Origin of the sequence: Corynebacterium sp. zg254, from assembly GCF_024701495.1 — a bacterium.
GTDB lineage: Bacteria > Actinomycetota > Actinomycetes > Mycobacteriales > Mycobacteriaceae > Corynebacterium > Corynebacterium zhongnanshanii.
Map to the genome: position 1 here is coordinate 116,163 of NZ_WIAR01000003.1, position 21,832 is coordinate 137,994.

18 protein-coding genes are annotated in these 21,832 nt (G+C 63.6%); 10 read left to right on the forward strand and 8 right to left on the reverse strand.

Annotated features, from left to right (window positions below; translation table 11 throughout):
* Nucleotides 1-54 precede the first annotated feature (54 nt).
* Nucleotides 55-1,695, reverse strand: a complete 1,641-nt coding sequence (gene groL / locus GC425_RS08120; protein WP_151842555.1) for a chaperonin GroEL — start codon at nt 1,693-1,695, stop codon at nt 55-57.
* A 241-nt stretch (nt 1,696-1,936) separates the two neighbouring features.
* Between groL and GC425_RS08125 the strand changes: the two genes are divergently transcribed.
* Together GC425_RS08125 and GC425_RS08130 are read left to right on the forward strand one after the other, a co-directional pair.
* Nucleotides 1,937-3,397: a dipeptidase gene (locus tag GC425_RS08125; RefSeq protein ID WP_257822968.1), complete on the forward strand. Its 1,461-nt coding sequence runs from the start codon at nt 1,937-1,939 to the stop codon at nt 3,395-3,397.
* 344 nt (nt 3,398-3,741) lie between these two features.
* On the forward strand, nt 3,742-4,398 hold the full coding sequence (locus tag GC425_RS08130; protein ID WP_374707646.1) for a hypothetical protein: 657 nt from the start codon (nt 3,742-3,744) through the stop codon (nt 4,396-4,398).
* 105 nt (nt 4,399-4,503) lie between these two features.
* Here GC425_RS08130 and GC425_RS08135 read toward each other — a convergent pair whose 3' ends face one another.
* The 3 genes from GC425_RS08135 to GC425_RS08145 all read right to left on the reverse strand — a co-directional run bounded on the left by GC425_RS08135 (nt 4,504) and on the right by GC425_RS08145 (nt 7,284).
* Nucleotides 4,504-5,688, reverse strand: coding sequence for a glutamate--cysteine ligase (locus GC425_RS08135; protein WP_257823251.1), 1,185 nt, complete (start codon nt 5,686-5,688; stop codon nt 4,504-4,506).
* Between the two features lie 130 nt (nt 5,689-5,818).
* A complete protein-coding gene (locus GC425_RS08140) occupies nt 5,819-7,009 on the reverse strand; it encodes a LytR C-terminal domain-containing protein (RefSeq protein ID WP_257822970.1) in 1,191 nt (396 codons plus the stop codon).
* A 53-nt stretch (nt 7,010-7,062) separates the two neighbouring features.
* Nucleotides 7,063-7,284, reverse strand: a complete 222-nt coding sequence (locus GC425_RS08145) for a DUF3263 domain-containing protein (protein ID WP_151842558.1) — start codon at nt 7,282-7,284, stop codon at nt 7,063-7,065.
* Nucleotides 7,285-7,359: 75 nt separating this feature from the next.
* Here GC425_RS08145 and GC425_RS08150 point away from each other — a divergent pair, with 75 nt between their 5' ends.
* The 5 genes from GC425_RS08150 (at nt 7,360) to GC425_RS08170 (ending at nt 12,267) form a co-directional block, all read left to right on the forward strand.
* Nucleotides 7,360-8,061 (forward strand): peptide deformylase, encoded by a 702-nt coding sequence (locus tag GC425_RS08150; RefSeq protein ID WP_257822972.1) that lies wholly within the window; start codon nt 7,360-7,362, stop codon nt 8,059-8,061.
* Complete coding sequence (locus GC425_RS08155; protein ID WP_151844643.1) at nt 8,054-9,118, forward strand: GNAT family N-acetyltransferase; 1,065 nt, start codon at nt 8,054-8,056, stop codon at nt 9,116-9,118. The genes GC425_RS08150 and GC425_RS08155 overlap by 8 nt, the downstream gene beginning before the upstream one ends.
* A gap of 10 nt (nt 9,119-9,128) precedes the next feature.
* Nucleotides 9,129-9,932, forward strand: a complete 804-nt coding sequence (locus GC425_RS08160) for an exodeoxyribonuclease III (RefSeq protein ID WP_151844644.1) — start codon at nt 9,129-9,131, stop codon at nt 9,930-9,932.
* 106 nt (nt 9,933-10,038) lie between these two features.
* Nucleotides 10,039-11,502, forward strand: a complete 1,464-nt coding sequence (gene cls, locus GC425_RS08165) for a cardiolipin synthase (RefSeq protein WP_231699792.1) — start codon at nt 10,039-10,041, stop codon at nt 11,500-11,502.
* Between the two features lie 192 nt (nt 11,503-11,694).
* The gene (locus GC425_RS08170; protein ID WP_151842563.1) at nt 11,695-12,267 is read left to right on the forward strand and encodes a MarR family winged helix-turn-helix transcriptional regulator; all 573 of its coding nucleotides are present in this window, start codon (nt 11,695-11,697) and stop codon (nt 12,265-12,267) included.
* On the opposite strand, the gene GC425_RS08175 is transcribed toward GC425_RS08170, so the two are convergent.
* Genes GC425_RS08175 through GC425_RS08185 form a run of 3 tightly spaced genes read right to left on the reverse strand, consistent with a single transcriptional unit; the run spans nt 12,264 to nt 15,454 of the window.
* Nucleotides 12,264-13,568 (reverse strand): multidrug effflux MFS transporter, encoded by a 1,305-nt coding sequence (locus GC425_RS08175; protein WP_231699793.1) that lies wholly within the window; start codon nt 13,566-13,568, stop codon nt 12,264-12,266. The two genes, GC425_RS08170 and GC425_RS08175, sit on opposite strands and share 4 nt — an antisense overlap.
* Nucleotides 13,561-14,385, reverse strand: a complete 825-nt coding sequence (locus GC425_RS08180; protein ID WP_151844646.1) for an ABC transporter permease subunit — start codon at nt 14,383-14,385, stop codon at nt 13,561-13,563. The genes GC425_RS08175 and GC425_RS08180 overlap by 8 nt, the downstream gene beginning before the upstream one ends.
* Entirely contained in the window at nt 14,378-15,454 is a 1,077-nt protein-coding gene (locus GC425_RS08185) for an ABC transporter ATP-binding protein (protein WP_151842566.1), read from the reverse strand. The genes GC425_RS08180 and GC425_RS08185 overlap by 8 nt, the downstream gene beginning before the upstream one ends.
* 187 nt (nt 15,455-15,641) lie before the next feature.
* Here GC425_RS08185 and GC425_RS08190 point away from each other — a divergent pair, with 187 nt between their 5' ends.
* Genes GC425_RS08190 through GC425_RS08200 form a run of 3 tightly spaced genes read left to right on the forward strand, consistent with a single transcriptional unit; the run spans nt 15,642 to nt 20,529 of the window.
* Nucleotides 15,642-17,009, forward strand: coding sequence for a hypothetical protein (locus tag GC425_RS08190; RefSeq protein ID WP_187767932.1), 1,368 nt, complete (start codon nt 15,642-15,644; stop codon nt 17,007-17,009).
* Entirely contained in the window at nt 17,009-18,070 is a 1,062-nt protein-coding gene (locus GC425_RS08195) for a glutamate ABC transporter substrate-binding protein (RefSeq protein ID WP_231699781.1), read from the forward strand. The genes GC425_RS08190 and GC425_RS08195 overlap by 1 nt, the downstream gene beginning before the upstream one ends.
* The gene (locus GC425_RS08200; protein WP_151844647.1) at nt 18,067-20,529 is read left to right on the forward strand and encodes a serine/threonine protein kinase; all 2,463 of its coding nucleotides are present in this window, start codon (nt 18,067-18,069) and stop codon (nt 20,527-20,529) included. Before GC425_RS08195 ends, GC425_RS08200 begins: the two co-directional genes overlap by 4 nt.
* A 63-nt stretch (nt 20,530-20,592) precedes the next feature.
* On the opposite strand, the gene GC425_RS08205 is transcribed toward GC425_RS08200, so the two are convergent.
* Nucleotides 20,593-21,810 carry an acetate kinase gene (locus GC425_RS08205; protein ID WP_151844648.1) on the reverse strand — a complete coding sequence of 406 codons (1,218 nt, stop codon included), beginning with the start codon at nt 21,808-21,810 and terminating at the stop codon, nt 20,593-20,595.
* Nucleotides 21,811-21,832: the final 22 nt, after the last annotated feature.

Below are 21,832 nucleotides of genomic sequence, written 5' to 3' on the forward strand. Positions count from 1 at the left end.
GCAGGCGGGGTGTACAGGCTGTCTATCAGCGATGAAGCCGATGTGGACGGGGGCTTAGAAGCCACCCATTCCCATCTCATCGCCACCTGGCATCGCTGGCGCTTCCGGCTCAGGCTTGTCAGCAACAACAGCTTCCGTGGTCAGGAACAGGGCTGCGATGGATGCAGCGTTCTGCAGTGCGGAGCGGGTGACCTTCACTGGGTCGGAGATTCCGGCGTCCAGCAGATCTACGTACTCGCCGCTGGCGGCGTTCAGGCCCTGGCCCACAGGCAGGCCGGCGACCTTGTCGACCACCACGCCGGGCTCCAGGCCGGCGTTGTGGGCGATCTGCTTCAGTGGGGAGGACAGTGCGGAGCGGACGATGGACACACCGGTCGCCTCGTCGCCCTCCAGGCCCAGGTTGTCATCCAGGACGTGTGCTGCCTGCAGCAAGGCTGCGCCACCACCGGCGACGATGCCCTCTTCAGCGGCAGCGCGTGCGTTGCGCACGGCATCTTCGATGCGGTGCTTGCGCTCCTTCAGCTCCACCTCGGTGGCGGCGCCGACCTGCAGTACTGCAACACCGCCGGACAGCTTCGCCAGGCGCTCCTGCAGCTTCTCACGGTCGTAATCGGAATCAGCGTTCTCGATCTCCTGACGGATCTGCTTGATGCGGCCAGCCAGCTGCTCTGCGGAGCCAGCGCCGTCCACGATGGTGGTGTCGTCCTTCGTGACAACCACCTTGCGTGCGGTACCCAGCAGTGGCAGGTCAGCGGTCTCCAGAGACAGGCCGACCTCCTCGGCGATGACCTGGCCACCAGTGAGGATAGCGATGTCCTGCAGCTGAGCCTTGCGGCGGTCACCGAAGCCCGGAGCCTTCACAGCAACGGACTTGAAGGTGCCGCGGATCTTGTTCACCACCAGGGTGGACAGGGCCTCGCCCTCGATGTCCTCGGCGATGATCAGCAGCGGCTTGCCGGACTGCATCACCTTCTCCAGCAGTGGCAGCAGGTCCTTCACGTTGGAGATCTTGGAGCTCACCAGCAGGATGTATGGGTCTTCCAAGACAGCCTCGCCGCGCTCCACGTCGGTCGCGAAGTAGCCGGACAGGTAGCCCTTGTCGAAGCGCATACCCTCGGTGACCTCCAGGGTCACGCCGAACGCGTTCGACTCCTCGACGGTGATCACGCCTTCCTTGTTCAGCTCACCATCGCCAACCTTGTACATAGCCTCGGCGATCAGCTTGCCGATCTCCTCATCAGCAGCGGAGATACCAGCGGTGGCAGCGATCTGCTCCTTGGTCTCGATCTCCTTCGCGGAGTCCAGCAGAGCCTCGGTCACCTTCTCCACACCGGTCTGGATACCACGCTTGATACCCATCGGGTTGGAACCGGCGGCCACGTTGCGCAGACCTTCGCGCACCAGAGCCTGGGCGAGGACGGTAGCGGTGGTGGTTCCGTCGCCGGCGACGTCGTCGGTCTTCTTGGCGACTTCCTTGACCAGCTCAGCGCCGATCTTCTCGTACGGGTCTTCCAGCTCGATCTCACGGGCGATGGTCACGCCGTCGTTGGTGATCAGCGGCGCGCCCCACTTGCGCTCCAGGACAACGTTGCGTCCCTTCGGGCCGAGGGTGACCTTAACCGCGTCTGCCAGGGTGTTCAGACCCTTCTCCAGACCACGGCGTGCTTCTTCGTCGAATGCAATCATCTTAGCCATAAGGCTTCGATCCTCCGTTAGAGTGTGAGCGACACATACGGCTCAAGCTCAGCGCCCGCGACGGCACGGATGGGCGAATGTCGCGGCACCCATCCTCACTAAACTTGACGGTAAATTTTCTGGCACTCGGTTTGTTTAAGTGCTAACCCGTTTCTAGCACTCGTGCCGGGTGAGTGCAAGCACAGCGACAAGCCCGGCAGCAAGCGTGGTGGTGAACACAGCAGTAACTATGGTGGAGAACATGAACAACACGCCCCAGACAAACAACCAGACAAACACTCAGCCACACCAACCCCTCAGCCCCGAGCGCGCACGCGAACTCATCACCCAGCGCATGCCCGAACTAAAAAAGAACCTCAGCGAACTCGTCGCCTTCCACTCCATTCACTCTGTGCCCGAATTACAAGAGCACAACGACGGCGCCGCCACCTGGACCATCGAACACTTCACCGCCGCAGGGGTCCCCGTCCACGGACACACCACCACCGACGGATCCACCTCCGTCATCGGAGTGCGCGACGCAGCTCCCGGATACCCCACCGTTATGTTGTATTCGCACTTCGACGTACAGCCGGCCGGCGTCGAATCAGAATGGACATCAGACCCCTGGACCCTCAGCGAGCGTGACGGGCGATGGTACGGGCGCGGCACGGCAGACTGCAAGGGGCACGTGGCGATGCACCTGGCCGTGCTCGATGCAATGAACGCGCTCATCGAGGAGGGACACGAGGAGCTCGCGAAGATCGGCATTCGTGTGGTTGTGGAAGGCTCCGAGGAGCGCGGCGGCTACGGGCTGGAGGACCTGCTGGAATCCAACCCGGAGCTCTTCCAGGCGGACACGTTCCTGATCGCCGACTCCGGAAACGACGAGCTCGGCGTGCCCTCCGTGTGTACCGCGCTGCGCGGATCGGCCACGCTGACGCTCACCGTGGACACCATCAACCAGCCCATGCACTCCGGACAGTTCGGCGGAGCTGCCCCGGACGCGCTGCTGGAACTGATCCGCATCATCTCCACCTTCCACGACGCCGACGGCCTCGTCGCCATCGACGGCCTCACGCCCACCGAACGGTGGGAGGGCACCGGCCCCGACGCAGCAACCTTCTGCCGCAACGCCGGGACCGTCGACGGCGTAAGCATGCTGGGAGCATCCCGCGGATTTGCGCCGAACGACTTGACGGTGATGAACCCGTCCATCACCGTCACCGGCCTGGACTCCTTGTCCGTGGAGGACGCCATCAATGCCGTGCCGGGGCGCGCGGCGGCGCACGTGTCCCTGCGCGTGCCACCCGGACGGGAGCCGCAGGAGTGCCTGGAGTTGCTGATCGCGCACATTAACAAGGTAGGGGCCCAGACGCATGGGCGGGTGAGCATTGAGCGGGGTTCGCTGGCCGAGCCGTTCAGGGCTGATACAAGTGGCCCGGCTCTGGCGGAACTCACCGGCGCGCTGAGTGATTCCTACGGGAAGCCTGCGGTGGAGGTTGCCTCCGGCGGATCCATCCCGCTGACCAACAAGCTGCTGGCACACTACCCAGACGCGGAACTAGCGCTGTTTGGAATCGAGGAGCCGACGTGCCGGATTCACTCAGCCGATGAGTCCGTGCACCCCGATGAGATTCGCGACATTGCCGTGGCTGAGCTGTTGTTTATGGCGCGGACGGCGGCGCGGGTGCGCGAGAGTGGGGCTGGCGCTGAGGCGTGATGTCGAGTGAGACTGGCGCTGAGGCTGTTTCTTAGCGCTGAGCCTCTGCCTACCCTGAGTAAATCTCAACATGTGAGACAATATGGCTCATTGTTGCGCATTATTTGAGATTTGTGATGAGGGGCACTATGATTGGACGCATGATCACACTACTCAAGCGAGTTCCCAACCCGGGTGGAGGACAGGGCTGACCCCTCCACTACGGGGTTACAGGTCACACCAACCGCTTGAGCGTCGGTCCACATCCCAGCACACCGTGCACAGCAACACCGTGCGGCACATAGCACAAGAGCACACAGCACGACGGTGCACATCGCACACAGGACTCCAAGGACCGACTCACCATGACAACGCACAACTCTCAGCACCCACATTCCTTTACTGACAACATGTTTGACGAATCCACCAACACCACCACCCTGATCCGCTTCGCCCGCCCCGAAGACGAGCGCCCCACCTACACCGCCCAGCCCGAACTGCGCCGCTCCACCGCGAAGACCTACACCAACCGCAAGAAGACCCGCATCGAGCAGCGCCGGCAGCGCACCCGCACCTTCGCAGAAGACCCGTTCCGTGCACGCTTCGGACAGAGGCTCCCCCGCGGCATGCGTGAAGAGGCTCGCAACATGGACTGGAAGAAGTTCATCGCCACGTACGCGCCCTCCGACATCCGCGTCGAGACCATGGCCTCCGAGCGTCAGCGGGCCTCCCGCAACCACTACACCCTCACCATGACGGGCCTCACTGCTGACGGCATCGGCACCAAGGTGGAGATCAACGCCATGGGAGCCTGCTCCGCCATCACCGAGATCCTGGCGGACCACGGCTACCGCGTGGAGATTCTGGAGCTGCACCAGTTCAAGATCTTCGAGGCCACCGCCACGTTCATCTACACGTCCTACGCCAACAAGCGCGCCTGGGCAGTGGGCTTCGCCCCGGACTCGGACCTCTCGATCGCGAACGCGCTGTGCAGCGCGGCCACCGCGCTGCACCTGCGCTAGCCTCACACAAAAACACCCCTCCCACACACAAATTGTTCGCCCAAAACGCCAGATTTGGGGCCAAATCTGGCGTTTTGGGCGAACAATTTGTAAAAGTACTGAGGGCTAGCGGCCGACGGACCGTCGTAGACTCTCCACCGTCAGATCCACCGCAGCAATCCACGCCTTCGGCTGCGTGAAGCCCTCCTCAGCGCCCGCATCTCCACGCGTACGCACCGACGGCTCCAGCGCCGCACCCGCAGCCCGCGCCTTGTTGCGCTGCAACGTGTAATCGCCCCCGCGATCCACCAAGCGCAGCACATCCGCCAACTCGGCAGCGCACCCCAGCTCCTCGGCCACAGGCATCAGCGTTGTCACCCAGTCCTTCAACTCATCGGTCACCCAACGCTCCGTGGTCTCCCGATCCGTGATAATCAACGCCTCAAGACCATAGCGGGCGGCACGCCACTTATTCTCCGCCACATGCCACGGCTGCAGCAGAGGAAGCTCCTCCCCTGCGTCATACTGCCGCTCGAAAAACACCACGAGGCAGTGGATATATGCCGCAATGGCAGCCAGCTCCCAGATCTCCATCGTGGCGTCCGCAAAACGGATCTCCACCGTCCCATACTTGGACGGACGCACATCAAAGTGCATCGACCCCGTGTGGTTAATCACGCCCGAGCGATCCTGATCAACGATGAACTGCTCCCACTCCTCCCAGGAGGAGAACTGATACGGAATACCCGCCGTGGGCAACTGCTGATACAGCAACGTCCTATTGGACGCATAGCCCGTATCCAGCCCCTCCCACGCCGGAGACGACGCAGACAACGCCAGCACATGCGGGTAGTGCGTCATCACCGAATTAATAATCGGCCAGACCTTCTCCTTCGAGCCCACGCCCACGTGCACGTGGATACCCCAGATCAGCATCTGGCGGCCCCAATACTGGGTGCGCTCAATGATCTCCTGATAGCTGGACTTCTCGCTTAAGACCTGGTCGCCCCAGTGGGCAAACGGGTGAGTTCCCGCGGAAAACAGGTGCACTCCGCACTGATCGGCGGCGTCGAGGAGTTGAAGGAGCTGCTGACGCAGATCATCCACAGCCTCAGGCACGGTGCGATGCACGCCCGTGACCATCTCCACCGTGTTCGCCAGGAACTCGCGGACCACACGGTGGCCGGGGTAATCGCTGTCCATCTTCTCCAGCAGTTCGGCGGCCCGAGGGACCAAGTCCCGGGTCTTCGGATCCACCAGCGCTACTTCCCATTCGATACCCACGGTCGGTTCGGACCCGGGGAAATCAATCCGCGACACACCGTCCGCGTGCGAGGGGGAGCTAGTCATGAGGTTCTCCTGGCTAATCGGCACTATTCGTCTCAGTATAAACCGCGGCAATCGCGGCGGACTACTGTCGCCGCGGTACCACTGCGCACAGCTACTGCGGCATGCTGTTGGTCGTCACCACCACGATCTGTGCTGGCTTGCCACCTTCGAACATCTCCGCGCCCGCCAGGTTGTCGTCGATCTCCGGGGTGCGCTCCTGCGCGGCGATGCCCAGATCCCGGGCCAGCTTCTCCGCCGCCTCGCGCGCGGGCTGGTTGTTGCTTGGGTACAGCACCACGGACTCGGGGAAGCGTCCGGTCGGCAAGTTGCCGTAGCCGGTGGACTTGAACTCGCCGCCGCGGATCTTCTTCGCCACGTCGCCGGCAAGGCCGCTGACCTGGGAGTTGTTCAGCACGGCGATGTACTCGCGCTCCGGGTCGATCTGGCCCGCCGGCGCGTTGTCTGGCTTCTCGTCGCGGTTCGCCTCAGGGTTGTCACGATCATCGCGACCGTCCCGGCCCTCACGGTTGTCGCCAGGCTTATTCTCCTCACCCGGACGCCCAGCCTCCGCGCCCGGCTTCTCCGCGCCGTTGCCACCCGGCCGATCCGCCGCGCCCGCGTTGCCGCCCGGCGCGTGCTGCTCGCCGTGGTCGCCCGCATTATTCTCCGACGCCACAGTCTCCTGCTTGTCATCACCACTCAGCAACATGTAGCTGCCCCAGCCGATCAACAGGATTCCCACCGCCGCCAGGATCATCACCAGGCCGCGCAGGGGCACACCCTTGGTGTCGGGGTCTGCCGGCTGACCGCCGTTGCCGAAGACGTCCTCGTCCGTTGCTCCCCCAGCAGCGGCTGCCGCCCCTGTTTCTCCGACGCCGGCCTCCTCCACCCCAGCGCCCGAATCCTTTGCAAGGTTGAGGGGACGACGGTCGACCGCCACAGCTGCGGCGCTTAAGCCGGCGCCGGCACCCAGGCCGGTGGCTGCGCGGCTGGTAGCACGCTGGTCAGCATCTTCGTCATGGGGCTCGTCGATGGGTTCGAAGTCCGCGTCCAGGATGCCGTCCTCTGGGGTATCCGCGTGAGCGCCGTAGCTCTCCTCCGGCTCGTCGAGGTACGGGTTGCGCTCCGGGGCCGGGTCAGCCTTCGCGGCAGCGCCAGCCTCAGAAGACGGAGCCGGGTCAGCCGACGAAGCGTCCGAAGACGAGTACGGCTCTACCACGCGGTCTTCGAACAGATCGAAGTCCGCGTCGTAGTTGCTGTAGCGAGAGTCCAGGGAATGGCGTGGGCGATAGTTTTCAGACACGCCCCAATCGTAACTGCAGTAACACCAGCCACATGGAGCGACACGGGCCGAATCTACTCGCCCGCTTCACGCCCGTCGCGACGCCGCAATAACGTGCGCACCAGCGTCGGATCAAAATCAAGGGCATCAGGCCTAGAGATCAACGCATTGAGTTGCTGAAAATAACGGATCGGGCTCACCCCAAACTCCTGACGGATGCGCTCATTCTTCAACGCAGGATTGCGCCACCACTGGCGCTCAAACTCCAGCATCGATACTTCCCGCTCCGTCAACATGAGTCCCCATTGTAGAGCAGCCCGCAGCCACGGCAGGCGCACACAGCGTCACGGCACACAGCTACACTAGAGCCCATGTCAATCATGCCCATCGTCATCGCCGGTGACCCCGTCCTCCACAACCCCACCGAACCCGTCGACCTACAGCCGGGACAGGAACCAGACGAGCAGCTCGCCACCCTCATTAACGACATGTACGAAACCATGGATCGCGCCCACGGCGTGGGGCTCGCCGCCAACCAAGTCGGCGTCAACAAGCGCTTCTTCGTCTACAATTGCCCGGACATCGAAGGGCCCGACGGCACCACCCTCAGCCAGGACCAGATCGACGCCAACGGCGGCCCCATGCGCCGCGGCTGCGTGATCAACCCCCAGCTGGAAACCTCCACCATCCCCGAAACCATGCCGCACGACGAGGACGACGACGAAGGCTGCCTCTCCGTCCCCGGGTACTCCTTCCCCACCGGCCGCGCCAACTGGGCGCGCGTGACCGGACTGGACGAACACGGACAGGAAATCTCTATCGAAGGCTACGGCTTCTTCGCGCGCTGCCTCCAACACGAGGTGGGGCACCTCGACGGGTTCCTATACACCGACATGCTGATCGGACGCTACAAACGCCAGGCCAAGAAAGCCATCAAGGCCGAGAAGTGGACCTCCGGTGGGAACACGTGGACGCCCGGCGTGGACAAGGATCCCTTCGGGCATGACGACCTGGATGACGTGGACAGCCTGAGCGGCCTGGATGACCTGGACACCACCAGCCAGCATGAGTGAGCACATCCACCTGGGCGAGATTGCCTCCGCCGCCTCCGGCGCACGCCGGGTCGACGGCATCCCCTTCCCCCTCTCCCGCAGAACCGACCCTGTGAGCGTGCGCCCCGGCACCCGCGCGATCGTGCGCTATCTGCTCACCGACGGCGAACACGCCGGCAAAGCCACCGATGTGATTGGCGTGATCCGCAGCGTCGACCCGCTGGTCATCGACAGCGCGCAGCGCACCCAGCTCACCCTGGACCCGAACACCGTCGTGGTCCTCAAAACCCTCTCCGCCGCGCCCGTGCGTAACTCCGACATCCGCGCCGTGGAAGCCGCCACCGCCGCGGCCTTTCCCGGAATCCAGAACACAATGATCGGCCACTGGCTTGCCCGCGCCGGCGACGGCATCACCGAACGCTCCAACTCCGCCGTGCCCATCGGCCCCAATGCGGGCGTGCAGCCCGTACCTCTCGAGGAGATCACCGCCTTCTATCAGGAGCACAACCTGCCCACCATACTGCTCCTTCCCGACCGGATCGGCCGCACCGCCGAATCCCTGCCCGGCGACCGTGGCCCCGAGATTATCGTCATGACCCGCGAGCTGGACGACCTCGACGACGTGGCCCCCGAGCTGGAACTCTTCGCCCGCAGCACTCTGGACCTCCGCCTAGACGACCACCCCACCCCCGAGTGGCTGTCCATGTACCACTTCCGCGGCAAACCCCTACCGGAAAAGGCACTGCGGCTACTCACCGAAAAGATCGACGGCCAGATGTGCTTCGCCTCCCTCTACTTAGGCGGGCACCTCGCCGCCATCACACGTGGCACTATCACCGAGGGCGGCTCTCGCAACTGGCTCGGTTTTTCGGCCGTGGAGGTGGCGGAAGGCTATCGTCGTCGAGGGTTGGCGTCGGCAATGGGCGCGGCGATGCTCACCTGGGGCGCGAAACATGGCGCTCACGCCGCATACCTGGACGTCATCGCCAGCAACATCGCAGGCCGGGCGCTCTATCACCGGCTGGGGTTCTCCGAGCATCACCGGCATCGTTCGTTGACTGTGCACCCTGGGAAGTAGGCTGGGACGCATGCGAATCGCCACGTGGAATATCAACTCCGTCCGCACGCGCGAAGAACGTGTGCGGGCGTTCCTTCAACGCGCCGACGTTGATGTCCTGTGCCTGCAGGAAACGAAATGTACCGACGCCCAGTTCCCCGACTTCACAGATACCGGCTACGAACAGGCGCACTTCGGACTGCATTCCTTCAATGGCGTGGCGATACTGTCCCGCATTGGGCTGAAGAATGTGAAGACGGAGTTTGGGCAGCCCGGGTTCAACAAGGACCTGACTGCCGAACAGTCCCTGGAGGCACGCGCGATCGGGGCGACCGTGGGCGGCGGTGCTGGCGCTAGCGGCGATGGCGTGGAGGTGTGGAGCCTCTACGTGCCGAACGGCCGGGCGATCTCCGACCCCCACTATTCCTACAAACTGCGGTGGCTGAAGGCCCTGGCGGGCTACGCCGGCAAGGACGCCGCGGGCGGGGGTGCCGACCGGCTCATCCTGGTGGGCGATTACAACATCGCCCCACGGGACGAGGACGTGTGGGACCGCAGCTTCTTCGACGGGAAGACCCACGTCACCCCCAGAGAACGCGCGGCCCTGGACGAGCTGGAACGCGCCGGCATGACCCAGGCCACCGAGCTGATCCAAGACCAGTACACCTACTGGGACTACCAGGCTCTGCGATTCCAGAAGAACGAAGGCATGCGCATCGACCTCCACTACGCCAAAGGCGTGACCGCCACGGATGCGCGCGTGGACCGCGACGAGCGCACAGGCAAGGGTGCTAGCGACCACGCTCCCGTGATCGTGGACTACACCCTGCCCTAAACACACCAACCTCTACGTATAAGCACACAAAGGCCGCACCATGGATCCGATCATCGTCGAGTTCTATCAGCTGCTCTCCGGGAGCGTGCAGACAGTCCTGCGCGACATGGAATGGTGGCAGTACCTGATCGTCATCGCCGACTACACTTTGAAGTTCATCGCGCTGGGCTGGGTGCCCAAGGACAGGCGCCCCAGCAGCGCCATGGCCTGGCTGCTCGCGATCTTCCTGCTGCCGTTCGTGGGCCTGCTTCTGTACTTCCTGATGGGCTCGCCCTACATCAACCGCAGGCGCCACACGATCCAGAATCGGGCGAACGAGCTGATCCGGACCATGTCTGCTGAGGAGCCGGAGACCCCGAAAAACATGGTGTTGTCCAGGGAAATCCAAAGCCTGGTGGCCCTCAACCGCGAACTCACGGCGCTACCGCCCGTGGCCGGAAGCATGGTGGCGCTGCACAGCGACTACCGAGAATCCATCAAGGCCATGGCCTCCGCCATCGACAAGGCCAAGTACTTCGTCAACGTGGAGATGTACATCGCTGCCTACGACAGCACCACCGCCCCCTTCTTCGACGCCATGGAGCGCGCCGCCAAACGCGGCGTGGATGTGCGCTTCCTGTGGGACCACATCGGCGCCCACAAGTACCCCGGCAACAAGAAGCTCGGCAAGCGACTAGAACGCATGGGTGTGCAGTACGAAGTCATGCTTCCACTCAAGCCCTGGCGCTGGCGCTTCCGTCGCCCCGACCTGCGCAACCACCGCAAGCTGGTCATCGTCGACGGCACGTGGGCCTTCATGGGATCTCAGAACCTCGTGGAGCCTGAGTACCAGAACAAGAAGAACCACAAGGTGGGCCGCCAGTGGGTGGACGTCATGGCGGAAATCACCGGGCCGGTGGTTTCCTCCATCAACTCCGTCTTCGCCGTGGACTGGTACACGGAATCCGGGGAGACCCTGGACTTCATGACGCCGGGCGAACTGACCGCCTGGCTGGAAGATGACAACAGCGACGTGGGCACAGACGTCATGCAGGTGGTTCCCTCCGGGCCGGGGTTCACCACCGAACCGAATCTGCGGCTGTTTAACTCCCTAATCCACCACGCCAAGAAGTCCCTGCGGATCGTCAGCCCCTACTTCATCCCCGACGAATCCCTCCTCGAGGCCGTGACCACCGCGTGTTACCGCGGAGTGACCGTGGAGCTGTACGTCTCCGAGAAGTCCGACCAGAAAATGGTGGGGCATGCCCAGGCCTCCTACTACCAAGAGCTCCTGGACGCGGGAGTGAAGATGTACCTCTACCCCGCCCCGTATGTTCTGCATTCCAAGTTCCTCATCGCCGACGAGGAAGTGGCCGTGATGGGCAGCTCCAATATGGACATGCGCAGCTTCTGGCTGAACTACGAGTGCAGCCTCATGGTGGGCGACGGCGCGATGCTTGAATCGCTCAATGAACTGGCACAGGACTACAAGGATAAATCCACCCTGCTGACCGCCGAGGAATGGAACACGCGCCCCTGGTACAAGCAGTATGTGGACAATCTGTGCCGCCTCACCAGTGCCCTGCAATAAGGACCTGCGCTGAGGAATGATCAGGAGCGTTACACAGAACCCACTCTTTACGTTAAAAAAGAAAAACTTAAGATAAGCCAAAAGTTTTACGTACCCGCACAAACGATGGTGCTGTCTGCAGTACTATGTGCACATAACGAAGACACCATTATGGCTGTAATAGAAACACCCACTAAAAGGAAGTGACGGCAGATGACCAACGAACGCGATGATTTCAGCACCCTCAACGACTTCGACGCGTCCCATCGGGACACGTACAGCTCCCGCATCCGCGGTCATCGCGCCCCCGAAATGCTCCCCGAGATCGACGTCGCCGAGATCGCGTCCAGCGTGTACGACTTCCTCTCCGGCATCCGCCGCCTCATGGAGCGCCCCAACCAGAAGCTCTCCATCTCCCAATCCGAAATCGAGGTCCTGCAGTTCATCGGCCAGCACCCCGGCTGTGGCGTGTCAGACATCGCGCGCCTGCGTTTCCTCCGCGCCTCCAACGTCTCCGCAACAGTGCGGCGTCTCATTAACGGCGGCTTCGTCAAGCGCAAGGCCAACGACCAGGACAAGCGCGCCCAGAACCTATACCTGACCGACGACGGCATCGAAATGATGAACTCCATTACCGACGAATGGGCGCTGCTCATTGCGCGCGCCACCCGCCGCATGGACGCCCGGGACGTCGCGAAGCTCCGCCGCGGTGTGCCCGCACTACGCAACCTGTCCATTGCCGCAGAATCCCTCATCGACGACATCCAGCGCTCCCACGAGGCCTAGGCAGCGCGACGGCGCGCGAACACCACCAGCGCATTACCGCAGTGGGCCACCACTGCTGAGGCGCACATCGTGAGCGCAAGCATCATCAGCTTGTCCTCCCCCATCGCCGTCATGGGGCTCACCAGGCCGGCCACCAGGAACTGAACCGCCCCCAACAGTGCCGATCCCGCGCCGGCATAACGCGCAGCGATCCCCTGCGCCAGCACCGTGGTGTTGGCCATCATCAGCCCATTGCCCGCGGTCGTGGTGATGGTGCACAGCAGGCAGACAACCACCAACCACAGCGGCGCAGCAGCCTCAGCACCCGCAGCGCCCGCAGCGCCCTCGCCTGGAGCGCCCGGCACATGCGGCACCACGAACACCGCAACCACCAGCAACGCCACAGCGCCCAGCGCGAGCAGCACCACACCCCACTTTTGCAGAGTCCGCGGATCCACCACACCGGCCAGCCGCACATTCACCACGGACATCACAATCAGCGCACTCGCGTTCACCGCAAAAGCCACCGAATACGCCACCGGCGACAGCCCCAGTTGAGACTGAAACACCACCGAGGACCCCGCAATAAAGGCGAACATCGTGCCGAATCCGAAACCGAAAATCAGCACATGCCCCGCGAACTCAGGGATCTTCAGGAGCGTGCCCATCCTGCGGTAGGTAGACAGCACGCGCCCCTGACTGCGCGCGCTGGCGTCGAGACTCTCCGGGTTACGCACAGCAACCCCTAGCTGCACAACGGCCACCGCCGTCAGAACCCAGAAGACGCCACGCCACCCCGTGACCTCATGCAGCACACCACCGATCAACGGGGCCACAATCGGAGCCACGCCATTGATCGCCATCAGCACCGCAAAGCTCTTGGCCGCCTCCGACGGCTTCGACCGGTCCGTGATGATCGCGCGAACCAGCACCACACCGATGCCACCGGCGATGCCTTGGAACAGGCGCGCCGTCACCAGAATCTCGATGCTCGGAGCCAGCGAACACACCAGGCTGGACAGCACACCAAGAAGGGTTCCGCTGATGAGAAGTTGGCGTCGTCCCCATGAATCAGAGACGGGGCCAAACAGCACCTGGCCCACGCCCATCCCGATCATGAACGTGGTAATCGCCAGCTGCGTGGTGGTAGCAGCGGTGTGCAGCTCCGCCGTGATTGCAGGAACGGACGGCAGGAACATGTCCGTACCCAGGGGCCCGGCGGCGAAGATCAACGCCAAGCCCACAAACGGCATCAGCGACAGCCGCGCGGACGCACCCCCAGCGCCCGGCGCATCTCCCGCGCCCGGCGCGGGCTTAGGCATCACGCTTGTTCAGCGCCACCACACCAGCGGCAAAGATCACCACGCACCACAGTGCGAAGTACAACGCGGAGCCGGTCTGACCCAGGGTGTCGTGCCACACCGCTTTCTCCACGGGCATGCGTGCCACATAATTGTCCATGTGGGAAAACGGCATCCACTGAGGGAGCACGTCCCGCACCTTCGGGATCAGCCCCACTACCACGGTCTCCACGATCATCTTCCACAGCAGCAGCAGAGCAATGGCACCGGCGGTGTTGTGGATCAGGTAACCCACGCCAATGGCGATCATGGCGGAGAGGAACGCGTACAGCACCGTGCGGCCGATGTAGCCCCACACATACGCGGCGGAGAAGCCGACGAGGTCCAGCAGGGCGTCGTTATCAATTTGGGTGCGGAAGGTCAGCTCCATGCCCAGGATGGACAGCAGCGCCGCGATGAAGGACACGACCACCGCGATCGCGCCGTACACGCCCAGCTTCGCCACGGCCAGCTTCCAGCGTGCCGGGGTGGACAGGACGGACATCTTCTGCGTGCTATGCGCGTATTCGGAGGTCACGGTCATCACGCCCTGGATCAGGATGATCATCACGCCGAAGGTCGACAGGCCGGTTAGGGCCACATTTGGCCGCAGCATGCCGAGAATGGCGAATGCCTCCATAGGGTCGCTGGATGCGTCGTTGTCCTTCAGAGTCCAGCCGCTGGTGAGACCCATCAGCAGGGCCAACGCGACAGAGAAAAAGATGATGAGCGCGCTGGTCCACCACAGGCCCTTGGTACTGCGCAGCTTGATCCACTCCGCCTTCATGACATTAAGCACGTGGCTCCTCCTTGCCGTGTTTCTTCAATAATTCCGACGCCGGCACCGACCCCGTTCCCCCACGGCGGCCACCGGAGCCCCGTCGGGATGGGGCTTCGGGCTGGGCTTGCTGTTGTGGTGTTTGCTGCGGCTGGGCCTGCGGGGCCTGTCCGTTGCTGCTCGCGTGGTACTCCACGCTGTTGCCCGTCATGCGCATGAATGCGTCCTCCAGGGACGGGCGCACTTCAGCCAACTCGCGCAGCAGGATGCCACCGCTGAAGGCGAGCTCGCCAATCCAGTCACTGTTCTTACCGGGCACCTTCAGGGACGGGCGGCCCTCCTCATCCGTGAATGGCACGCTGGTGACGGATTCCTCGCTGAGGAGCGTGCGCAGGGCGTCGAGATCGTCCGCGCGCACCACGGTGGACACCTCGGAGGCGTTCTTGGTGAAGTCGTGGGTGCTGGTGTTCGCCACCATCTTTCCCTTGCCGATGACCACCAGGTGATCAGCGGTCATGGACATCTCGCTGAGCAGGTGCGAACTGATCAGCACCGTGCGGCCCTCCTTGGCCAGGGCGCGGACGAAGTCGCGCACCCAGCGGATGCCTTCGGGGTCCAGGCCGTTGACGGGCTCGTCCAGGATCAGCACTTCGGGATCTCCCAGCATCGCCGCGGCCAGGCCGAGGCGCTGGCCCATACCCAGGGAGTACTTTCCAGCCTTGCGTTTTGCGACCTCCGTGAGTCCCACCATCGCCAGCACCTCGTCCACGCGGGCACGGGAGATGCCGTTGGAGGCGGCTATCCACTCCAGGTGCGCGCGGGCGGAGCGGTTGGGGTGCACCCACTTGGCGTCGAGCAGAGTGCCGACCTTGTGCAACGGCTTGTCGTAGGCACTGTAGGGCTTTCCGTCGATCAGGGCTTCGCCTTGAGTTGGCTGGTCAAGGCCTACGATCATACGCATCGTGGTGGACTTGCCGGCGCCGTTGGGGCCAAGGAATCCGGTCACGATGCCGGGCTTGACCTCAAAGTCCAGGTTGTCCACCACTGTCGTACCACCATAGGTTTTGGACAGGGAACTCACTGTAATCATGGTCACCAGTGTGCCACACTCTCGGCTCTCAGGATAGGGGAACGAAAGTTTAGTTATAGGTTTGTTATTAGGTTAGGCACAACTTTTCCAGAACTCTTCACAACTTCTCCAGGACTCCCCACAATTCAGCAGCCCAGTTTTCTCAAGTGTGACCAGAGTGAAAGATGAGCCGTATATAATGCAGCACATGCCCCCTCTACAGGCGTTGCATGCGGACCGCTGGCTGGACGAAGAAGATGTCACAGCCAGCAATCGCCGTTCCGTCAAAGGCGCCCTCTCCCCGCTCGTGGAGTCCCTGCGCCGTGCCGCCACCTCCGCGCGCACCACACCGGGCAAATTCACCATCGTCTCCTTCATCCTGGTCGTCGCGATCCTCGCCGCGGGACTCGCCGTGGGGCTGAGCGCCGACTCGCGCCAGACGAGCCTCAATAGCCTGGTCACCCGCACCGAACCGTTATCCAACGACGCCCAGGAGCTCTTCAACTCGCTGTCCGTCGCCGATTCGGCCATCACCACCGGATTTCTACAGAAATCCGGCTCCAACCCCGCCGCGAAAGCTACCTTTGACGACGCCATCACGGACGCCTCCGGGGCCGTCGTCCGCGCCGGCCACGGCATCACCAACGTGGAGTCCCGGGAGATGGAGCTGATCCTGTCCATCCAGGAGAACCTCCCCCAGTACATGCACCTGGTGGCCATGGCGGAGGCCAATGACCGCCAGCTCAACCCCATCGGAGCCAGCTACCTCACCCAGGCCTCCGCGCTCATGCAGCGCACCATGCTGCCCGCGGCAGAGGAACTGTACACCACCACCAGCAGCACTCTGTCCAAGGAGCAGGACCGCCTGGTGGCTCCCATGTGGTTCCCCCTTACCGGGTTGTTCGCCGCCGTGGCGATGCTGTTCCTGGCGCAGATCTGGCTCACCGCCAAAACCAACCGACGCATCAACATCGGCTGGTTCCTGGCCTTTAGCCTGATGCTCATCGCCACCTTGTGGTCCACCATCTCCTCCGCCGTGGTCTGGTACCAGGGCACCCAGGCGGTGCAGAGCTCCGTCCAGCCGCTGGAGAAACTCACCCAGGTGCGCATCTCGGTGCAGCAGGCGCGCTCCCAGGAGGCCCTGGGGCTGATCCAGCGCGACTACGACGAGCGGGCACAGCAGAAGTTCTCCGAACGCATCCTCGCCATCGATAAGACCCTCGTCGACCTGCGCGACGAGGTGGATATGCCCTCCCACATCGACAATGCCCGCGAGGCGCTGCGGCAGTGGGACCACACGCACGCCTCCATGGTGGCGCAGATCCGCGAGGGCGACTACCAACGCGCCATCAGCGTATCCATGGCCGAGGAGGCCGGTGAGGGGCCGAAGAGCTTCACCACGCTGGACGAGGACCTCCAAAACCTCATCTCCATTACGCGAGAGGACCTCCAGCACGTGCTGATCGGCGGCCGTGTAGCAGCAGCACGCATCTCTATGGTGGTGGTCATCATGACCATCCTCGCCGCGCTGCTGGTGGTCCTTGGCATCCGCCCACGAATGCAGGAGTTCCTGTGATGACGATGACGCAGAACCGACGCCTCACCCTGGCCGCCGCCACGATGGCCGGTCTGATGGGGCTCACCGCCTGCACGCAGCAACCCGATCAGCTTCCCCACTGGCCCGAACCCACCGTCACCGCAGACACCGACCTTCCCATGGGGGCCGTGGTCGAAAGCCTGGAGGACACCGACTCCCACGAACGCCCCACCGACCCCACCCCCTTTGGCTCGATCAGCCCGGACGGCCGCCTGCCCGAGCAGCGCGTCGGTGAGATCTACCACCGCGGGCGCATCATCGTCGGTGTTGCTCAAAGCCTCAACCGCCTGGGTTTCCGTAACCCCGCCACTGGCGACCTCGACGGGTTCGAGGTGGAGCTGGCCCGCGAAATTGCCCGGGACATCTTCGGTGATCCCACCAAGGTGGAGTTCCGCTTCGTCGATTCGCTCGACCGCGTGAAGGCCCTGAACGAGGGCAACGTGGACATCGTCATGCGCACCATGACCATCACCCGGCACCGCCAGGCCGAGGTCGAGTTCTCCACCCCGTACCTCCATGTCAAAAACCGCCTGTTGGTGCTGGAGGATTCGGACATCAACTCCTTCACCGACCTGCGCACGAAGCGAGTCTGCGTGGCCCGAAACTCCACCTCCGCGGACCTCATCAGGGAATACGGGCCGAGGGAGCTCATGCGCACCAACACCTGGACCGACTGCCTGATGGCGATGCAGCGCCACCAGACCGATGCGATTTTTACCGACGACGCCATACTCTCCGGCCTCCAGGCGCAGGACCCTTACACACGGCTTATCCGTGAATCCACGAGCGAAAGCGACTATGGGGTGGGCATCGCCTCCAGCCGTAAAGGCCGCGAGACCACCGGGCTTGTGATGCAGGTCAACGCAACGCTGCAGCGCATTCGCACCGATGGGACCTGGACACGGCTCTACAACACGTGGCTGGCGGACTACCTGGGCGCCAGCCAGATCCCGCGCGGAAGCTACCGCACGGAGATCGAGGACACGGAGCTCCAGGAGTTCCGCAAGCACCATGGTTACAACGGAGGGGAGTCCTCATGAGTCACACAGACGACGACCGCGAGCTGGACACGCAGGATGATGTGATGGCCGAGGCAACCACCGAGGCCAACACAGCAGCCCGAGCCGAGGCAGAGTCCCAGGCGACCGAAGCGACCGTGTTCGACCCCTTCGCCGACGACGAGGACGACGACGGTCCCCACACCGAGGCCGTTGCCTTCGACCCCTTCGCCGATGACGACGAAGTCACCGACGCCGCCGTGTTTGCAGACACCGACGACTCCACAGCCCCATCCACCGACCCCACCGCGGCGCCCGCCGACAGCGCGGGCGAACGCTCCCGCCGGGAAGCGCTTAAGAACTTCCGGCAGCTCCGCGGAACGGAACGCCAAAGCGACCGCGTGGCCGGAGGCATGGTGGCGCTGCCCTTCATCACGCCCTACAACCCCGACAGCGCCACCATGGACCCCACGGATGCCATCGCGCAGGGCACCGAACCGCCGAAGCTCTCCCCTGGTGACATCGTCGCCGGCCAATACGAGGTCCTCGGGCCCATCGCTCACGGCGGCATGGGGTGGATCTACCTCGCCATCGACCACAACGTGGCCGACCGCTACGTGGTGCTCAAAGCCATGATGGGCACCGCCAACGCCCACGAACGCGCCGTCGCCGAATCCGAACGCGCCTTCCTGGCGGACATCACCCACCCCGGGATCGTGAAGATCTTCAACTTCATCGACGAACACGACATCCGCAACGAAAAAATCACCGGCTCCGACGGCGGCTTCATCATCATGGAGTACGTGGGAGGCCCCTCCCTGCGGGCCGTGCGCCGCCAATCGCCACGCGGAGTCCTGGACGTCGACATCGCCATCGCCTACATCCTCGAAATCCTGCCGGCGCTGGACTACCTCCACTCCCGTGGCGTGGTCTACAACGACATGAAACCCGACAACATCATCGTCACCGAGGACCAAGTGAAACTGATCGACCTCGGGGCCGTGTCCGGAATCGGTGCCTACGGGCACATCTTCGGCACCCGAGGCTTCCAGGCTCCAGAGATAGCTACGACGGGGCCCACTGTGGCGTCGGATATATATTCAGTGGGGCGCACCCTCGCAAGCCTCATCGTGAAGCTCCCCGTGGAAAACGGCGCGTATGCCCCCGGGCTGCCCACGCCCGACGACGAGCCGCTGTTCCGCGAGTACCTCTCCCTCTACCGGCTGCTCACACGGGCGACGAACCCCGACCCGGACAAGCGCTTTTCCTCCGCCACCACCATGGCCAACCAGCTCAAAGGCGTTCTGCGGGAGATCCTGGCCCTGCGCGACGGGCGCCACTACCCGCACCTTGACACGCGCTTCACCGCGCAACGTTCCACCTTCGGGACTAAGCACATCGTGTTCCGCACCGACCAGCTCATCGACGGTATCGAACGCAGCGTGGAAATCACCGCCCCCGAAGTGGTCGCGGCGCTGCCCACGCCACTGGTCGACCGCAAAGACGCCGGCGCCTCACTGCTTGCCGCCGCCAGCTACACCGAAGCCGCCGACCTGCTCAACACCCTGTCCGCGGCCTCCCAACAATACGAAATGCGCACCAGCGTGGAGATCCCGCTGTCCATGGTGCGCGCTCACCTGGACCTCGGGCAGACAACCGAAGCCCAGGAGATGCTAGACGAGATGAAACCGCGCCTGGAGAACGACTGGCGCTTCCACTGGCACTCCGGCATCGCGGCCCTACTGCGCGGCGACTACGGGGCCGCCCAGGAGTTCTTCAACACGGTGCTGTTCATCCTCCCCGGCGAACCCGCCCCGAAGCTGGCCCTGGCGGCCACCGACGAACTGCTGCTGCAGCAAATGGGCGTGAACAACGCCAAGCTGCTGGACGAAACCGTCACGAAAGCCGCCTCCAGCCTGGCGTACGTGCAGAGAATCCCCATCGACGACTTCTCTACCGTCCCCAGCTGGGAGCACGTGGACCAGGACCCCGTGGCGCTGCGCTTCCACGCCATGCGCCTCTACGGGCTGGTCTGGTCCACCAACCCCGCCACCGTCTCCAGCGCCTTCGGCCTGGCACGGCAGCTGCACGCCGAAGGGCTGGTGGACTCCGCCGTGGCGGCGCTGGATCGGGTCCCGCAGAACTCCCAGTACTTCAACCAGGCGCGGCTCACCACCATCCTGCTGCTGGCCTCCAACAGCACCCAGGTCAACGAGTCCCGCCTGCGCCGGGCAGCCCGGCGCCTCGAGATCATGCCCACCACCGAGCCCCGACGGCCCCAGATCAAACTGGCGGTGCTGTTCGCCGCGCTGAAGTGGCTTCAGCGCGGCAACACCGTCACGTCGAACGCCCCGCTGTTCGACGTGGACTTCACCGAACGGGGCTTGCGCAGCGGACTGGAGGCGGGACTGCGGAAGCTGGCCCGCCGCGCCCAGTTCAACCGACACGCCTACCGGCTGGTGGACATGGCCAATAAAATTCGGCCGCGGACGTGGTTCTAGGCACCACGTCCGCGGCCGGATCTGCTCACGGCGTACGCCGTCAGGTCTTACTAGGAGCTCCCGTTAGGATTCCTGAGCCTCCTGCGCAATGTTGAAGGCGTACTGGGCAATCGCCAGCTCCTCATTCGTCGGCACCACGAACACCTTCACTGAAGAGTTATCCGTGGAGATCTCGCGAGGGCCTTCGGCATCCGGATCGGTATTGCGCGCGTCGTCAATCTCGATGCCGAAGTTCTCCAGGCCGGCCAAGGCGTCCCGACGCACCGCCGCCGCGTTCTCGCCCACACCAGCCGTGAAGGTGATCGCGTCCAGCCCGCCCAGGTTCAGCATGTACGAACCAATGAAGCGGCGCAGCGTGTGGATGTAAATGCCGTAAGCCAGCTTCGCATCCTCGTCGCCCTGCTCGATCTTCTCCAGGATCTCGCGGAAGTCATTCGCACCGCACACGCCCTTGAGTCCGGACTTACGGTTCAGCAGCTCATCCAAGTCATCGACCTTCAGACCACCGGAGCGCACCAGGTGGAACAAGATACCCGGATCGATGTCACCGGATCGCGTTCCCATGACCAGGCCCGCCAGTGGCGTGAGACCCATGGACGTATCCTGCGCCACGCCACCGTCAATGGCGGTAGCGGACGCACCATTGCCCAGGTGCAGCGTGATCTGCTTGACGTCCTTCGGGTCCTTGCCCAGCAGCCCCGGAACCTTCTTCGAAACGAACTCGTGGGAGGTGCCGTGGAAGCCATAACGACGGATGTCGTACTCCTTCACCAGCTCGCGGTTGATCGCGTAGTTCGCCGCGGCGTCCGGCATGTCACTAAAGAAGGAGGTATCGAACACAGCCACGTGCGGCAGGTGGCCCAGCAGGTCCATGCACTCACGGATACCGTCAATATTCGCCGGGTTGTGCAGTGGCGCCAGAGGAACCAGATCCTCCAGCTGCTTCACCACATCCTTCGTGATGCGCACAGGACCCGTGAACTCCTTGCCGCCGTGGACCACGCGGTGGCCCACCGCGGCCAGATCCAGGTCCAGCGGGCCGAGGCCCAGGCCCGTCATCAGGGCGAAGGCACGCTCCAGGCCCACGGAGTGGCTAGAGATGGGGCGGCTATCCTCCAGCGTCTGGTTCTCCGTCTTGATTTTAATGAGGCCCTTCGGCTCGCCGATGCGCTCCACCAGACCGGCGGCCATCGGTGGGTGGGAAGGATCAGCGGACGGGTCAATGACCTGGAACTTGATGGAGGACGAACCGCTGTTCAACACCAGAACATACTGTGACATGTGCTTGTACTCTCTTCTCTTC

Bases quoted from the DNA above. Each gene is read 5' to 3' on its own strand.
- GC425_RS08150 (WP_257822972.1), top strand. From the start codon at position 7,360: ATGTCAATCATGCCCATCGTCATCGCCGGTGACCCCGTCCTCCACAAC.
- GC425_RS08160 (WP_151844644.1), top strand. From the start codon at position 9,129: ATGCGAATCGCCACGTGGAATATCAACTCCGTCCGCACGCGCGAAGAA.
- GC425_RS08130 (WP_374707646.1), top strand. From the start codon at position 3,742: ATGACAACGCACAACTCTCAGCACCCACATTCCTTTACTGACAACATG.
- GC425_RS08200 (WP_151844647.1), top strand. From the start codon at position 18,067: ATGAGTCACACAGACGACGACCGCGAGCTGGACACGCAGGATGATGTG.
- GC425_RS08185 (WP_151842566.1), bottom strand. From the start codon at position 15,454: ATGATTACAGTGAGTTCCCTGTCCAAAACCTATGGTGGTACGACAGTG.
- GC425_RS08195 (WP_231699781.1), top strand. From the start codon at position 17,009: ATGACGATGACGCAGAACCGACGCCTCACCCTGGCCGCCGCCACGATG.
- GC425_RS08205 (WP_151844648.1), bottom strand. From the start codon at position 21,810: ATGTCACAGTATGTTCTGGTGTTGAACAGCGGTTCGTCCTCCATCAAG.
- GC425_RS08190 (WP_187767932.1), top strand. From the start codon at position 15,642: ATGCCCCCTCTACAGGCGTTGCATGCGGACCGCTGGCTGGACGAAGAA.
- cls (WP_231699792.1), top strand. From the start codon at position 10,039: ATGGAATGGTGGCAGTACCTGATCGTCATCGCCGACTACACTTTGAAG.
- GC425_RS08125 (WP_257822968.1), top strand. From the start codon at position 1,937: ATGAACAACACGCCCCAGACAAACAACCAGACAAACACTCAGCCACAC.
- GC425_RS08170 (WP_151842563.1), top strand. From the start codon at position 11,695: ATGACCAACGAACGCGATGATTTCAGCACCCTCAACGACTTCGACGCG.
- GC425_RS08175 (WP_231699793.1), bottom strand. From the start codon at position 13,568: ATGCCTAAGCCCGCGCCGGGCGCGGGAGATGCGCCGGGCGCTGGGGGT.
- GC425_RS08145 (WP_151842558.1), bottom strand. From the start codon at position 7,284: ATGTTGACGGAGCGGGAAGTATCGATGCTGGAGTTTGAGCGCCAGTGG.
- groL (WP_151842555.1), bottom strand. From the start codon at position 1,695: ATGGCTAAGATGATTGCATTCGACGAAGAAGCACGCCGTGGTCTGGAG.
- GC425_RS08155 (WP_151844643.1), top strand. From the start codon at position 8,054: ATGAGTGAGCACATCCACCTGGGCGAGATTGCCTCCGCCGCCTCCGGC.